Consider the following 15,775-nt stretch of genomic DNA (forward strand, 5'->3'; position numbering starts at 1 on the left):
CCATGGCTCAAGGCAGGCAAATAGATGACTTTGATTTTTTTTATTTACATGGTGCCTATGGGGGAAGGAGTTTGTCAAGATGGAGAAAAAAGAGACCAGGGAAATGGCAATAATGGTGCTGGACGGTGAAGAGACATATGTACCTGTTTATGCTGTAAAGCAACTCATGAAGAAAGTTGGGACATGCAGGGTTTATATTGTGAAGCCAGAGAATGGTCATTATGCTGGGGTGGTGTCATGGAAGGAACTCTTGGACACGTCAGAGCCTTATGTGCAATTTCGTCACAATACTATTCTCTTGCGAGAGAATAACTTCTTATTAGCGAAAAAAATGATGCAAGAAAATAGTGTTGAATTTTTGCCTGTGGTAGACAGCAAGGGAATTCTGCTGGGAGAATTCAATAAAGATGATGACTACAGCTATTGCGCTGCTAAAGTTTTGACTTTTTATGGTATTGATAAAACAGGTATCAATGAAACCTATCGTTTATTTAAGCGACGTGGATATGGAATAACTCTGGTAAAACCATTCCAAAAAAAGAATATTTCTCTTTACGAACGCATGGTTAGTTTGCTTCGAGAAAGCAATGTTCCATTTGATAAGGCAGATGAGAGAAATATTATGGATTTCTTGGACAAACAGACATCTCTGGTTTTTCCTGACAAACAGGAATACCATACCATGCAGGCTGTGTGTAGGAATTCGTTGAGGAGAAAAGCCACATATACGTTTTACCGGTCTTTCTTCGATGAAGTGGAGCGTATGCAGAGCGATAATTTGGATTATCGTCTGTTGAAGGATATGTTGTCGACTTCTGCTGAGGTAGAGATTTTTGTTCTCAGTAATTCTGAGCATGGAGACAGTTCATATTTAAAAGGATATAAGGAGCAAAGGTCATCCGCTGGTTTTCCATCAGACCAAGCTTGCCAGGGATTTTTTGAAGAGCTATATAGTCCAGAGTACGTCCAATCTCTAAAATCTATTATGCCTGCTGCACATATACGGATGAATGGCGTGAATCGATTGAAGGATTCGGAGCACCCGCTGTTCCATGTTAGAAATGGTGAGCGTAGTACTTGCGGTGTGCCTAAGAAATATGACCGCACTATATGGTTTTTTGGTCCTTGTATCATGGTTGGATCTTTGGTAGATGATGCTCATACTATTGAAAGTTTGCTGCAAAAGCAGCTTAATGAGATGGGGTACTCTGTGCGTGTACGTAATGAAGGGGCTTGGGGCGGGATGCTGGGACGTATTCTTAGCACTCGTTTTGTATCAGGTGATATACTGGTTATTTTTGATGCCAATGGACGGTACGGTTTTCCTGCCATAAACTTGCCTGAGATTGCAGAGCGGTATAGCATGCCATATGGTTGGTTCACTGATAGCCTGATTCATTGCAATCACAAGGCAAATACTATTTTAGCTAAAGAATTATTGTCGTTGATGAAAAATTCTTTGGATAAGAAGCCAAAGGTGAGGAAGCCGTTCCAATTCAGCAAAGGCATGTATCTGAGATATACGTATCTTTGCAAGTATTTTTATGATACCAAGCTTTTAAAATATGCTAGAGTGGGTGCTATTGTCATGAACTGTAACCCATTCACTAAGGGACACAGATATTTGATTGAAGAAAGCATAAAGTTGGTAGACTGTCTCATTATCTTTGTGGTGGAGGAAGACAAATCATTGTTTTCTTTCACAGAGCGGTTTCAGATGGTTCAGAAAGGCGTCAAGGATTTAAAGAAAGTAATAGTGGTGCCAGGGGGAGCATTTATCCTGTCTCAGACTACGTTTCCTGAGTATTTCATCAAAATAAAGGATGAGGATATTCGTATGAATGTGGAATACGATGTATCTCTCTTTGCGGAATTTATTGCCAAACCTCTTGGTATTACTTATAGGTTTGTGGGAGAAGAGAAGGAGGATCCTGTTACTGCAGAGTATAATGCTGCTATGAATAGAATTCTGCCTAAATACGATATCCGTTTGATAGAAATACCGCGCATTTCGCAGGATAACACTCTTATTAGTGCTTCCAGAGTTCGTCATAGTCTGGAGGCAGGGAATGGTGAGAAAGCAGCAGATATGTTGCCAAATTCTAGCCGTGAACATTTGTTTTTGCAAGAGGCAGGAAAGCATATAGCGGAAAATGCAGTTCCAATTCCTATAGATGTAGTTGGAAGCAGTTATTTGAATCCTCTTTTTAGAATACTTTCCACTTGCTTTCCGCGTCACATACTTGAATTCAATTTTGATGAAGTGACTAGATTGGTTGCTCAATATACAGAAAAAGCAGGGGAGAGGCATAAGGTTTTAGATTTTGACCAGCAAAGAGTGGATAGTAAAATTGCTAAATGGGAAATGCATTTCACAAAAACAAGTATTTTTGGTTCCGCATTATTAGAAGCCAAGAGTGGCGATTTCAATGGAATTGTCTATCAAGGTTTTGAGCGATTCACTGCTGATGAGCAGTATGATTTAATCCTCATCAAATGTCCGTTCGGGGGGGGCAGATGTATACATATGGATTTATTAACAAGGCTGCCTGAGCTTCTGGAGGAAGATTTTGTTGTTCTGATGGACCATATCGAAGATAGGGGTGGAAAGGCTGTTTTCTATGGAATGACTGATATCCTAAAGGGGAAGGGCAGGGAGTTTAGTATTGAAGAATTTTTAGATGAAGATCGCAAGGTCTGTGCGATTATTTCCAAGGGATGGAATGAAAAATTCCGTATGAAGCAAAACCATATGGAACCTGTATATTCTCACAATAACTAATACACATTGCTTCCTGCGACCATTCAGGAAGTATCGGCTTCTGCTCTACAGTAAATAACGAGGACAAACGGACTCATGCTTATGCATTGTGGCTATTATGCACTCTCTGTCTACGCTTAGTGCTTTTGCCTCGTCCATCATGGCGAAGGAAGCGGTTACTGCGAGGGTTGAAAAGAGTCTTAGAATAAAGCATAAGTTACCTAAAGATAATTTGATTCCTTTAAATCTTGACGATATCGTTGCGTGGTATTATGAATATCAAAAAAGACAGGGAACTGTAACGTCGGATGGTGATTTGTTTTCGTATTCATCAAAAAAGGAAAATCATCCACTAAATGTTTTGTACGAAATGAAATGTGGTGTATATGTTGAGGATATTGGTTTATAATGGTGGGGGTGTCGGAGATGCACTTAAGGATATGCTACTTTGCCAAAAGATTAAAGATGTTTTGTTTGGCGAATGTGATATTACCCATGCATCTCGTCACTACCTTTTTTTTCATCGTTTTATCGGAACCATAATTAAAAAGACGGTTTCTTGTGAAGAAGTTAGAGATTTAATTTTTCATTGTGAAAAAAATGAGGTGCCAGAGTACGACTTGATACTTCATATGGTTCGAATTCCTAGAGTCGTATTTATTAGGGGAGAGCTTGTTAGAAAGCAGTCCACAAAACTGTATGATTTTTGCATGGATTGTCAACGTTCATGGCGAGAGTTATTTGGCAATAATAATTTATATAACATCAACTATTACGCGCTGTTAATGGGAAGAAGTTGGGTTGAACAATCAGATATCCATAATGTATTAGGTGTAAGCAGGTCGGATGAAATTGAAATACCGTTGACGAAAGATGAATTACAATCGTTAGATTTGTTCGGATTACGCGGTAAGGAATATGTTACGGTTAATAGAGATACTGACAATATGAATGGACAAGCCGTTAAAATATATCCAATATCTCAATATGTACATTTTTTAAAGAAGATAAAAATACAATATCCCAAAATATGTATAGTATTAATTGGAAGAAATTATGATGATGAACTAGGAAGATATGTTGATAAAAATTTGACAGGTAAGACTACTTTAGGCGAGACTACAGCTATACTAAAATACGCTTTGTTGCATATAGGAAGTGAAGGCGGACTTGTGCACTTACGTCATTTCTTAGCTGGAAAGTCACTTGTGTTCTTTGGCCCTACTGATTCTAGGGTGTATGGGCATGCAGAGAATATCAATCTTTTTTCGAAAGCTTGTCCCGTATGCTGTTGCTGGTTGACAAAAAATTGGTCACAAGCTTGTATCTTGGGAGATAGTGTGCCCAGGTGTTTGTCTAGTATAACCGCAGATATGGCTTTTATTGAATTTGCTAAGTTCTTAAAGCCATCTGTATAGCCAACTGTCGCCCTAGGTGAGGTTCACTGGTTGCGTAATTTTTCAATCTCTTTTGCAGGCAAAGAAGAAATGCGTTCGATGGTTTCATCATCAAAGCCGTTGGCAATCATGGATTTCACCATGTCTAGCACTCCTTCCCTGTGGCCTTCTCTGCGGCCTTCCTCAGTCCAAGAATCTTTATCCGATTCATAGTCCATGATAGCCATTTCACGATTGAGATAGGCTAGCCGTTCATTTTCGTTCTGCATGAAGATGGATGTCGCATCTAGGGCAGTATTTATAGCTGTTTCTTTCATGGTGAGTTCTGCCCCATACCCGCTTTGCTGGACACCCGAAATGAATGGTACAATACATTCATGAGGTGATACGATTGAACAGATACAGTAATGAATTTAAGGAAGAAGCCGTAAAAAGAGTCTTGAGCGGTGTTCCGGCCAGCCAGGTAGCCCGAGAGATAGGAGTCAACGTAAGTTCCCTATACACTTGGAAGGCAAGATACATAAAACATCCGGAGCAGCCCTTTGTCGGCAGTGGCAAGCTCCGTGATGAGGATGCCGAGCTAAGAAGGCTACAGCGGCGTATTAAAGACCTTGAACAGGAGAATGAATTCCTAAAAAAAGCGAGCGCCTTCTTTGCCAAGAACCTGAAGTGATCCGATATTACTACATCGAAGCTAACCGCGGCAAATATCCGATTGAAAAGATGGTGCGATGGGCTAATGTATCCAGAAGCGGTTTTTACGCTTGGCTTTCCCGCAAGCCAAGCCCACGTGACAAAAGCAATGATGAGCTTTTACGTATCATTAAGCAAATTCACGAAAAATCCAATAAGACCTATGGTTCCGTGCGCATTTTCAGAAAGCTACGTAAAAAGGGGATTAAGGTCAACCACAAGCGTGTAGAACGTATCATGAAGGCAAACGGCATACATGGCAAGGCACGTCGTAAATATAAGGCTACAACATATTCAGACCATGATATGCCTGTTGCCGAAAATGTTCTCAACCGCAATTTTTCTGCGGAACATCCTGGGGAAAAGATGGTCAGTGATATAACCTATATCCCTACAGACGAAGGCTGGCTTTATCTAGCTGGGGTGATGGATTTATGCGGCCGTAAAATGGTAGGAGTGGCCATGGACAGCCGTATGACCAAACAGCTAGTTATGTCAGCTTTACAGGATGCCATAAATCATACCAGCGATGTAAACGGCTGCATCCTCCATTCTGACCGTGGAAGCCAGTATTGTTCCAAAGACTACTGCCAAATGGCAAAGCAGAATGGTTTTACGATGAGCATGAGCCGGAAAGGCAACTGTTGGGATAACGCTCCCATGGAAAGCTTCTGGGGTACATTAAAACAGGAATGGCTGAACGAGAAGCATTTCCGCACTCGCGCTGAAGCTAAGGCGGCTGTATTTGAGTATATTTGGATTTTCTACAACCGCCAGCGAATACATTCCAGCAACGATTACCAGACTCCGGAAGAATACTACATGGAGCGAATGCCCGTTGAAAAAATTGCTGCCTAAATTGGTGAAGATGGCCAAAACTGCGGAAAATAAAGCAATTTTGAGGATGCGTTAGGAATCTTTCATTTTAGGTGTCTAAGCGCATGGGGGAAGGCCATTCCTCCATTTCTTTTTCGTCGAGTTTGTTGGAAAAGTAGGCCAGCCAGCGTTCCATGCGGGTCATTTCTTTGACGGGCTTCTTTGTGAACTTCGGCACTTCCAGGAAGTGCAATTCCATGTCGTTGTTGAGCCTTCGCTTGGTATCGATGTTGTAGATGCTGTACATGGAGTGCATGGGTTCTTCGGGAAAGATGGTGTAGCGAAGGATATTGATGGTGATGGCTGGCTTGAGGTCTTGGTATTTGCCGCCAGGACTGCGTTCAAGAAGGAAATTGTGACCTGCTTTCGCTCTTCGCTGCCGAAGATGAATTTGAAGAGGACATCATTTAGCGGGTTATACAGCTTGCGCTCAATGTCCTGCTCGATTTTGTGCTTTAAAACGGGATAAGGGAGTGTCATGTTTCCTGCCTCCTTCAAAGTGAGCAGATGGGAATATTCTTACTATTATTTTAACAAATGGGGCAGGGATGTCAATATTGGGATGAATATGTGATGAATAATAACAAATGATAATCGAACAGGAGTTGAAGATACTTATATGACCAAAGGAAAAGTATACTGGATCACCGGCCTTTCCGGGGCAGGGAAGACTACGGTGGGGAAAATTCTTTATGAGAGAATCTGTGCAAAGAAGCCCAATGTATTCTTCTTGGACAGTGATGCCGGGAGGATAGTTTTTAATGACAAGTACGGCTACAGCAGGGAGGGAAGTCTGTATGGGTGCCGTAATGCTCGGGTATGCACCAGGGCATTGATGTAGATTTTAGGTGGCGGTGGGCATAAAGATGCGGCAGGAGCAACTATTGGGGAGAATTTCACTAAGGCTAAAAGTATTTTGCTGAAAGAAGCAAGTTTGTATTTGAACCAGCAGTGTATGGATGACATGAAGCAGAAGATGGAGAAGGAGCTTAAAGAGTTAAATACTCTCAGTAAGAAGATGGATTATGCTGAGTCATTGGTTTTGCCACAGCTTACTGTAGCTCTGGAAGAAAATGGTAAGGCTCTGCCGATCTTGGCTATAATAGAAAATCTTGGCAAGGTGTTTTTTCAGGCAAATTGTGTGGTGAAACTGCAACTGCTATCGCGAGATATTTTTGCCTGCGCTTGCCTAGAAGAGCTTTTAAGAACTGTGCTTTTAGATGAAAAGATATTGGAGATTGAGCTTTTGAACTGTGGAAAAACCATGCCAGGGTTAAAAGTTATGAGCTTGTTGCAGGCTAATGATGTTTCTGTCAGTTTAATTCATGTTGAGGGTGAAGTATATCATCGCGATTTATTTGAAGTCCTGAAGGACAATAATATTGCGGTCAAGTGTGTTTTCCCGGATATCCGCGTGGAAGAAGCTGCTGCTAGAAATAGCTTGAATAGCTTAGTTTTGACGGGAGATAAGCTCTATCGTGTCCCTGAAGCTGAAATTGGTAAAATAGCTTTTGACAGTGTCGATGATTATTTTATAGGCAGTCTTGAAGGTTCTTTGAAAGCTAAGCTTATGGAGGATGTGAGCAAGGAGATGAAGGCATGAGGCCTTATGAAAAAGTTATGAATATAAGTCCGGTGATAAAGGAAAATTTCTTTGTACTGGACAGTGAAAATATGCATGAGACAAAAACCTGCCTCTATGGATACTGCATCCAGGATGGGAAGATATGTGATGGCAGAGATGAGAATCCTGAGCAGGTTAGCCCGGATGGGGTCTATGTCCATATCTGCAGAAAGGGTTCAAAACTGATTATCTCCCAGGACTACAGCGGAAGTTTTGGTTTGTACCTGTATCAAAGAGAAGGATATTTTGCCCTCTCGAATTCTTTCATGTATTTGGCAGAGTGGTTGAAATCAAAGGAAAAGCTTCATGTGAATATGGACTATGTCATGTCCATGTTCGCCTTTGACCTGTGCTCCCTTTCTGTGGAGGAAACACCGCTGCAGGAAATCAAGATGCTGCCCAGGAATGCCAGAGTGTTCATTGACATTGAGAAGAAGGCTCTGTCCATAGAACGGCTTGACTATCAGGAAGAATCTGTGCCTATTGACAGCGAGCAGGGTATGAGGATCCTTGATGCGTGGTATGAGAAATGGACAAGCCTCATCAGGAAACTTAAACGCAGGACTAACAACATCAGCGTAGACCTTAGTGGTGGTTTTGATTCGCGTATTACGTTTGCCCTCTTTGCTGCTGCAGGCATCAATCTTGATGAGGTGAGGATTGATTCTATCCACGATGATTTGCATACCCATAAAGAAGATTATGAAATCGCTTCAGAAATAGCTGCTTTTTATCATACAAGGCTTAATCAGAATTCTTTTGCCGGAAATAGCAGGAGCTATACCCTGGAAGAGGTCAAGGATATTTCCTTTTATACAAAACTGGGCTTCCATAAGGAGATGTATTTCCAATACAGAGAGCATGAACAGCCCATCTTTGCTTTTGGCGGATCTGGCGGAGATACGCTTCGTGATTACTGGAATATGACTCCCGAAGAATTAATCAAGTGGCAAAGTGATTTGGGAAATGTCTATGTAGTTGATGAGGTAAGGAAAGCGGCAGAGAGAATTCTGGAACGCGGTTTTCAAAGCTTATGCCATGACTACGGCTATGCGAAGGATGACCCTAAGGCTGCCATGCGCTTGTATATGGAGTCCAGGTCTAGGAATCATTTTGGTAAAGCTGCGGTGGAAAGCTACGTTTCTAATGTATGTAAATTAATGCCTCTGTTGGATAAAAATCTGCATATGCTGCGCACGGATGAAAGAGATGGCGGGGATAAGAATTTCCTATTCCTGCTGATTTTGGCCAGATATGCAAACGAACTGCTGGACTTCAAGCTGGAGGGCAATCGTTCCTTTGCTTTGGGGACACTGGAAGTAGCCAGGGAAATCTCCCGGAAATACCCTCGCAAGGATGCTGAGCATGAGATTGTGTCCTTGGAAGTGTCTGTTGCTCCAGATAGGAAAAATGTAGAGCAATCAGTTGCATATGTGAAGTATGAAGACATACATAACGAAATACTGGGTAGTTTCCTGTCGGAAGAATTCAGGCACAGGTTCATGCATATTTTTTCGGAAGATATATATGCCTTTGCTCGGCAATTCGAGAGAAAACAGAAATTTTTTCCACTGAAATACATCTACGGCATCCTGGCGGCAGACTATGCGCTGCAGGTTGCGCAGGCCGGGGAGAAATTGCTAGATGGTACATTGACGGAGGACTATGTGACGCGGGGGGGGGAACATACCTTCTTTGCAGCTTGATTACAGGAGCGCTGTGCTTAAATCCTTCTTGTCACTGTTTTTCCTGGCCAGGATAGATTTGAAGAATTCAGGACATGATGCCAATGGTTTGCTCTTTGAGAAAACAGATGGCTGCAAGATAAAGATGCCCCAATGGTTCCAGCAAGATGGCACCGGCTATCAATTGGAAAGTTCCGAGCAGTCGCTGAAGCTGACTTTCAGATGCCAGGGCAAGGGTACGTTGAATATTTGGTTGCGGGGACTTGATGTGCGTGACAGCCACAGGTCATCCATTCCCCTGTATGTTGACTATACATATTTTGCTCTCAACGGAGAGGTTTTACTTAATAAATCAACTCCCATCTGGCACGACAAGCCGTTTGTGGTCAGCAGGGCTGTGCGAGACGGCGATGAGTATACTATGGAAATCCGTTGGGAACCTCATGGCTGCAGCAAGGCCGAGCTTTTGGAAATGATAGAGAAACTTCTGGTTGACCATGAAGCACATTTTGGTGTTGTGAATCTGGCAAAATTATGATGAACTATTTGTGATTCCTATGGAGGCGGTTTGATGATGAGTGGAAATGCAACTCAGTGCGAATTTATCAAGGAGAATTTCTTTTTCCTTGATTCCACGGCATTGGATAAGGTTGAATCGAAGTTATATGGCTATGTGATAGATGGTGACCAAGTTTCCATGGGGAATTCGGCAAGTGACTCTGCGGGGTATTCTGGGAAGGACGGGGCATTTGTTTATGTGAATCGCCAAGGGAATGAGATTACCATTACCCAGGACTTCATGGGATGTTATGGCATATATGTTTTCCAGAAGGAAGGTTATTTTGCTGTTTCAAACTCATTCCAGCTGATGGCCAATAAGCTGAAAAAGCTGTTCCCTTTGACCTTGAATCGGGATTATGCTAACCATCTGCTGGTGAGGACGGTTTCCTCTGTGTCCATGGAAGGAACATTGATAAATGAGATTAGACTGCTTCCTAAGAATACCAGGATAAGGATAGATGTGGCAAACTCTGTGATGAAAATAGAGGAGTTTGATGAACATGAATTGTCAGTTCCCATTGATTCCAAAGAAGGTATTGAGTTATTGGATCAATGGTATGATAAATGGGTAAATATCATTCGTAATCTGAAGAAGAAAACGAATAACATTGAGGTTGGCCTGAGTGGGGGGAAGGATTCCCGTATAACATTTTGTTTATTTTTGACTTCAGATGCTGACTTGAGAGAGTTGACGATAAAAAGTTTGAAAGATGGACTTCATACACATAAAGAAGATCTTGAAATAGCAACTGATATGTCAAAGCAATACGATTTTCCATTGAATGTCAATACAATATCAAGAAATCTTAGTCCTTACACATTGGAAGAAAGTATGGATATTTCTGCAATGACGATGCTGGGATTTCATAAAGAGATGCACTTTAAGGATGCAAGTTATGAAAAAACATTGTATAAATTTACGGGGAGTGGCGGTGAAGCTCTTAGAGGAGATTGGAGCATGGAGCTGCCGGCATTTCTTGAGAGATCAAGGAAAATAGCAGAATGGTATACTACTCCAGATCTTAGTCAATCGACGGAAAAAATCATCAAAGATTCTTGTAAAATGATAGCGAAACAAATTAATTGTCCTGATGAGACCTCATTTAAAGTTGTTGCGAAACTTTATGAAGAAACATATAGCCGACATCATTTTGGCAAGGCTACAGTGGAATCTTTATCTGCAAATATTGTAACTATGATGCCGTTGATGGATTCCTTGCTTTATAAGCTGAATACAATTAATGAGAAAAATAAGGATATGGAACTAATTTTTGTCCTTATATTGGATAGATACTGCAAGAGTCTGTTGGATGTAAGAATAAATGGAGGTAGAAAATATAAGAAAGAAACCATAGAGTATGCGAGATATTTGAATGAAAAATATCCATTTCAGAAAAGAAATAGGGAGATTGCTCGTCTAGAGGAACAGGATAACACGAATAAAACAGTAAGCATGACGAGTAGGCCAATAGAAAATATTCGTGAAAAGGCTGAAGAATATTTGTGGAAGTCATTTTCTTCCAGAGATTGCCAACAAATATTCACTAGATATTTTTCAAAAGAAATATATTCCAAAGCAAAATTGTACGCAAACCAGTTTGATTACTACCCCATGCGGCATGTAAACGCAGTGCTGGCCATTACCAAAGCAATTTCTGATGTGACGGAAAGCCAGAGGCTGACCCAGGATTCCGTCTTTGGATACTTTGGTTCATTCGGACAGGAAGAAGATGCTAAGAGGGTTCGTGATGTTCTCTATAGAGGCGCTATGATTCGCTCTTTTGTCAAGAATCTCATGACTGCAAGGATTGATATCAAAAACATGAAGTCCTCGGGCAATGATCTAAAAATAGAGTGCTCGGATAGTAGCTGCAAGATATCTAATCCCCAGTGGTTCGGGAAGGATGGTAAGGGCTATCAGATTGAGAGTCTGGCACAGGAGATAAGGATAAAGGTAAATTGTGTTCATGATGGCGAACTTATCTTATTCTTGCGCGGTCTCGACATTCGTGATGATGAAAATGTCAAGATTCCTGTCTATATTGATTATCAGTATTTAGCGATAGACGATGAAGTGATCTTTGATGGTCTGGAAGAAATCTGGCACGACAAGCCCTATGAGTATAAGAGCGCTGTGAAAGACGGGGAAGAACATGTAATAACGGTAAAATGGGGGCCGCATGGCTATACCAATATGGAATTACTGCAGCTGATGGATAGAATCCTGGGGAATGCCTGAAAATAAAAGCTCCCGCCGGAGCAGGAGCTTTGAATCACCAGTTGACTTGGCTTCGGCCTTTTGCCTCGGCCTCACTCTGTACTTCCGCAATCTTAATCTGGTAAGTCATGTAGTTCACCATCTCCTTTTCACTGCGAGGTAGATGTGGCAATTTTCTTACTATTATTGTAGCAAATTGAATAATGAAGTCAATAGGAAATTAAATTACAAGACTTGACTACGAGAATAATGGAAAGGACTGATGAGGGTGGAAGCGGCTATGTTGAAATGGCTCGATCTGGCCCGTATAGACATCAAGAACCAGGGCGAGGGAAATGATGTGAAGATAGTAGTAGTGGAGGGGGAGAATTGCAATGTCACCAGGCCACAATGGTTTGCCAAAGGTGGAACTGGATATGTGGTGGAGACAAGTGATAAGCATATTGTGTTTGAGTTGGAGTGTCAGAGGGCCGGGAATCTGATAATCCGGCTACAGGGCATCGACAGACATGTCCTGGGGAGAGATAGGCTTCCTTTGTGGGTTGATTATACAAAATTAGTGATAAATGGTGAAGAGCTCATTAAAGAGGTGCAGCCTTTATGGCATGATAAATCCTATAGCTGTACACGTCAGGTGACTGATGGGGAGAAGATAGGGGTGAAGATTGAATGGAAGACTCACGTTTATAAGGAGGCAGAACTCTTGCAATTGCTTTCCTTATGGCTTGTTGATCCAGTAATGGTGCTCGCTGCGCATCCTCGGGAGGAAATAGGTATGGAGGCGGCATCATATACTCCGGATATTCTCTGGGCACAAATTTATCATGACACAATTATCAGCAGCAAGTGGCTGCTTGACAAGGCAATTTCTCCCGGTGGTAAGCGAGGATGGGCGGTAGGGTACAATTTTCTCTACGTCCTATACCGGGTGCTAGAAGAAATGAAGCCTCGTTGTATTCTCGAATTGGGCCTCGGGCAAAGCACAAAACTCACTAGTCAGTATGTCGGATATTATAATGCGGAACATGTGGTTGTGGAGCATGATGTGGAATGGGAAAAATTTTTTCGAAGAAGTTTTATTCTGTCACCAGCCACTCGTGTGGAGCGAAGAAATCTTATAGAACGAGAATATAACAAAGCAAGATACTATGCTTATGATGATTTCGCCAGTGTGATAAAATCTCTCACAGTGCCTTGTGGACTGATTTTGATAGATGGCCCCTTCGGCAATCGTAGTGAGCGTTCTCGTAGGGATATTATTCCTTTCCTTCCTAGTATCTTGGCAGAGGATTTTGTAATCATGGTGGATGATTGCGGGAGAGATGGCGAAGCAAATCTTTTGAAGGAAATCAAAGAGATACTGACAGATGGTAGTATAGATTATGAAGAAGGGCTGTATAAATCCAGCGGCAACTGTCATGTGGGGGTTATAGCTTGCAGGAAGTGGAGGTTTTTCACTTCTATGTGAATGCCAAAATCCTAATTAACGCAAGAATTGACATGATAAGCGATATCAGCAAGAAGGGTAAAGCATTGAGTAGAACAAGACTATCTAAGATGACATGTGATTTCTTTACTAGACTTGTGGAAGCGCGTATAGATATCAAAAATATGGGGGCAGATGGAAATAATTATAAGAGGATGTTTATTTAATGAAAAAACAGTAATGCTTGTGGCTAACTAACTTTGATAGGAGGCAAGAGAAAATGGAACAATCTCGAGAACAGAAAATTGCCCCCCCCCGGATACAAACGTATCCGGTGGGAAGCACCGACACAATATCGTCTTTTGGCAGGGAACACCGGCAGACAGTTACATGCGGGAGAATTTGGCACAGAATTGGCCAGAGTATCAAGTCAAGGGGGTAGTGGTGGAAGGTGATTCTTCCTTTGCCCTGGATGATGTGAAACTGTTGTATGAGTCGAATGAGATAGAAGGATGCCTAGTGGGGCTGCATGCTTTTGATCGTGTGAAAGGCTTACTGGACAAAGCCGGCATTCCTGTAGTCCACTTGTGGCATGGCTATAAAAATGTTTTGAACCCCAATCAGATCCCAGCGACCGATAGGTTCAAGATCAATGAGGATAAGTACGATGTTTTTATACTCAGAAATGTTTGCATCTTGCCCACAATGGATACCGACTTTCCGATGGTTTCAGCTTTTGATGAATTTGGCAGGATGATTTTTTTTACGCACACCAATATGCCGCCAACGTTTGACGCACCCCGATGGGATGTGGTCAGGCCGATGGCTTCGGCCAATCAGAATGTCGTCGAGATTGACAAGGCTTCCGTTTTGGCCGAAGTGCATACTACTTGGAACTATTGGCACAGTATGTTCCAAAATATGTGTCGGCTTTATGCTTTGGAGGAGACTGGTTTCGATGGCAAATACGTGCTATTCAAGAATAAGGACGTAGCACAGTTCATGGATATTCTTGGTGTGAGCAAAGATAGGATTGTATGGATTGAAGCTGACGACCAGCTAGGGAATGTAACCTATCGCATCAAAGAAATGCATCATGTTGGCATCACGTATCCTAACATTTCCGATAACAGTTCTAAAGTTCTGATTAGGATGGCTAGGTCTATAATAAATGAACATTTTACCAATCTCAACAGGGAAAAATTTCCTAAGAGAATCTATATACAAAGAATTCATACGCGAAGGTTGACGGGAGCAGATGAAATATTAGCTAAGTATGGATTTGAAACTATCATTCCGGAGGAGCACACGGTGCTACAGGAGATGGCGTATTTCTATATGGCGGATATCGTTGTCTGTCCGTTTGGAGCTGCATCAGCGAATTCGCTGTTTATGCGTCCAAAGACAATTTTTATTGAATGTTTCGGAAATAATTATCGCTATCCTTGCTGCTTATTCACATTGGATGCCGGTGGAGTGGATTATAGGATGTTGGTGGGGAATTGCCCGAAAAGTAATGCTACAGATGGATTATATGCGGACTATAGTTTGGCGCCCCAATTGTTGGAATTTACGCTTAAGAATGCTATTGCAACTATTGAATCAAGATCGCTACAAATACATGACAAGCAGACAAATGCATTGTCGGACTCGGCTGCGGTTACGGCGCAACTATTACAACTGAGTGCCAATGTGCAGGGATTGCGCTGGGGACAATTTTTTAGTAGTGCTGTTGCAGACAGCAAATGGCTCATAGATAAGTCGGTAACACTTAGGTCGGATGGCGTTGGGTATGACTTTTTTTACATTCTATATCGGGCAATGGAAGAATTGCGCCCCAATTGCATTTTGGAACTGGGGCTTGGTGAATCAACGAAGCTGACCTGCCAGTATGCTTATTGGGCTAAGGCACAGTTGGCAATTGTGGAACATGACCGGACTTGGGCGGAGTTCTTTTTGGGGAACTGGTCGCACGAGCATAGGGCGGGCAAAGTTCATTTGCTGCCGCATACTGGCCTTGCAGACAGTGGCGGGGAATCACAGAGAGCGGATAACAGCTTGAAAAATGTGGTGCAAGGCAAGAAATTTTCCTTGATTTTGATGCCCCGCTCTTCTGCCGATGACGGCAATCCTTACATTCGCGAACTGTTGCCTTATCTGCCCGACGTTCTGGACGAAGATTTCTTTATGCTTATTAACGGCAGGGAAAACGGGGATGAAATGAATGCAGTGCAGGAGGCGGAAGATGTCCTCCGGGAGCATCATATTGCTTATGTCAAACAACAGTATGCGGGAGACATGAATCGCACTACTTGCATCTTGGCTGCCGAGCGTTGGCATTGGCTGCTGGATACTGCTCTGGTTCCTAAGGGGGCAATGTATTGATGGATACAGTGAAAATTTGTTCGTGAATTTTTATTTTTTTTACTGAGGAGGGTGACAACATGGTCAAGGTTGATTTTTGTGAGGCAGAGATATGCAGGATGCCGGAGGAAATGAAGAGTATTGAATAGTTACGAAAATGTAACGGATAT

The 15,775-nt window shown here is 42.2% G+C and carries 12 protein-coding genes and 1 pseudogene; 10 read left to right on the forward strand and 3 right to left on the reverse strand.

Features of this window, described 5'->3' with window-relative positions; all coding sequences use genetic code 11:
- Window positions 1-79 precede the first annotated feature (79 nt).
- Entirely contained in the window at window positions 80-2,782 is a 2,703-nt protein-coding gene (locus P159_RS19355) for an adenylyltransferase/cytidyltransferase family protein (protein WP_051650245.1), read from the forward strand.
- Between the two features lie 365 nt (window positions 2,783-3,147).
- Complete coding sequence (locus tag P159_RS0108265) at window positions 3,148-4,179, forward strand: hypothetical protein (RefSeq protein WP_185753676.1); 1,032 nt, start codon at window positions 3,148-3,150, stop codon at window positions 4,177-4,179.
- A gap of 23 nt (window positions 4,180-4,202) precedes the next feature.
- Here the strand turns inward: P159_RS0108265 and P159_RS18585 are convergent, their stop codons facing one another.
- Window positions 4,203-4,475: a hypothetical protein gene (locus P159_RS18585; protein WP_051650246.1), complete on the reverse strand. Its 273-nt coding sequence runs from the start codon at window positions 4,473-4,475 to the stop codon at window positions 4,203-4,205.
- 74 nt (window positions 4,476-4,549) lie between these two features.
- Here P159_RS18585 and P159_RS0108280 point away from each other — a divergent pair.
- Window positions 4,550-5,709 (forward strand): IS3 family transposase gene (locus P159_RS0108280; RefSeq protein ID WP_318253469.1). Its coding sequence is split into 2 segments (ribosomal slippage): window positions 4,550-4,805 and window positions 4,805-5,709, totalling 1,161 coding nucleotides; the frame shifts between segments, so codons are not numbered across the junction.
- A gap of 67 nt (window positions 5,710-5,776) precedes the next feature.
- Here P159_RS0108280 and P159_RS21340 read toward each other — a convergent pair.
- Together P159_RS21340 and P159_RS21345 are read right to left on the reverse strand one after the other, a co-directional pair.
- Entirely contained in the window at window positions 5,777-5,974 is a 198-nt protein-coding gene (locus tag P159_RS21340; protein ID WP_029543115.1) for a PD-(D/E)XK nuclease family transposase, read from the reverse strand.
- Window positions 5,975-6,091: 117 nt separating this feature from the next.
- Window positions 6,092-6,207: pseudogene (locus P159_RS21345) on the reverse strand (transposase); the annotation flags it as partial.
- 139 nt (window positions 6,208-6,346) lie between these two features.
- Between P159_RS21345 and P159_RS18590 the strand changes: the two are divergent.
- The 7 genes from P159_RS18590 to P159_RS0108325 all read left to right on the forward strand — a co-directional run bounded on the left by P159_RS18590 (window position 6,347) and on the right by P159_RS0108325 (window position 15,626).
- Window positions 6,347-6,568, forward strand: coding sequence for an adenylyl-sulfate kinase (locus P159_RS18590; RefSeq protein ID WP_029543117.1), 222 nt, complete (start codon window positions 6,347-6,349; stop codon window positions 6,566-6,568).
- A gap of 75 nt (window positions 6,569-6,643) precedes the next feature.
- Window positions 6,644-7,330, forward strand: coding sequence for a hypothetical protein (locus P159_RS0108295; protein WP_221174086.1), 687 nt, complete (start codon window positions 6,644-6,646; stop codon window positions 7,328-7,330).
- Entirely contained in the window at window positions 7,327-9,057 is a 1,731-nt protein-coding gene (locus P159_RS0108300) for a hypothetical protein (RefSeq protein WP_029543121.1), read from the forward strand. Before P159_RS0108295 ends, P159_RS0108300 begins: the two co-directional genes overlap by 4 nt.
- Window positions 9,047-9,574: a hypothetical protein gene (locus P159_RS0108305; protein ID WP_029543123.1), complete on the forward strand. Its 528-nt coding sequence runs from the start codon at window positions 9,047-9,049 to the stop codon at window positions 9,572-9,574. The genes P159_RS0108300 and P159_RS0108305 overlap by 11 nt, the downstream gene beginning before the upstream one ends.
- Before the next feature lie 33 nt (window positions 9,575-9,607).
- Window positions 9,608-11,836: a hypothetical protein gene (locus P159_RS0108310; RefSeq protein WP_029543125.1), complete on the forward strand. Its 2,229-nt coding sequence runs from the start codon at window positions 9,608-9,610 to the stop codon at window positions 11,834-11,836.
- Window positions 11,837-12,077: 241 nt separating this feature from the next.
- Window positions 12,078-13,283 (forward strand): hypothetical protein, encoded by a 1,206-nt coding sequence (locus tag P159_RS0108315; RefSeq protein ID WP_029543127.1) that lies wholly within the window; start codon window positions 12,078-12,080, stop codon window positions 13,281-13,283.
- A 348-nt stretch (window positions 13,284-13,631) separates the two neighbouring features.
- Complete coding sequence (locus tag P159_RS0108325) at window positions 13,632-15,626, forward strand: glycosyltransferase family 61 protein (protein WP_029543131.1); 1,995 nt, start codon at window positions 13,632-13,634, stop codon at window positions 15,624-15,626.
- Window positions 15,627-15,775: the final 149 nt, after the last annotated feature.

Source organism: Selenomonas sp. AB3002 (genome assembly GCF_000702545.1).
Classification (GTDB): Bacteria; Bacillota; Negativicutes; order Selenomonadales; family Selenomonadaceae; genus Selenomonas_B; species Selenomonas_B ruminantium_A.

Excerpts from the sequence above, each read along its gene's own strand:
- P159_RS19355 (WP_051650245.1), top strand. The coding sequence starts at position 80 with ATGGAGAAAAAAGAGACCAGGGAAATGGCAATAATGGTGCTGGACGGT.
- P159_RS0108310 (WP_029543125.1), top strand. The coding sequence starts at position 9,608 with ATGATGAGTGGAAATGCAACTCAGTGCGAATTTATCAAGGAGAATTTC.
- P159_RS18590 (WP_029543117.1), top strand. The coding sequence starts at position 6,347 with ATGACCAAAGGAAAAGTATACTGGATCACCGGCCTTTCCGGGGCAGGG.
- P159_RS18585 (WP_051650246.1), bottom strand. The coding sequence starts at position 4,475 with ATGAAAGAAACAGCTATAAATACTGCCCTAGATGCGACATCCATCTTC.
- P159_RS0108300 (WP_029543121.1), top strand. The coding sequence starts at position 7,327 with ATGAGGCCTTATGAAAAAGTTATGAATATAAGTCCGGTGATAAAGGAA.
- P159_RS0108325 (WP_029543131.1), top strand. The coding sequence starts at position 13,632 with ATGCGGGAGAATTTGGCACAGAATTGGCCAGAGTATCAAGTCAAGGGG.
- P159_RS21340 (WP_029543115.1), bottom strand. The coding sequence starts at position 5,974 with ATGTACAGCATCTACAACATCGATACCAAGCGAAGGCTCAACAACGAC.
- P159_RS0108315 (WP_029543127.1), top strand. The coding sequence starts at position 12,078 with ATGAGGGTGGAAGCGGCTATGTTGAAATGGCTCGATCTGGCCCGTATA.
- P159_RS0108265 (WP_185753676.1), top strand. The coding sequence starts at position 3,148 with ATGTTGAGGATATTGGTTTATAATGGTGGGGGTGTCGGAGATGCACTT.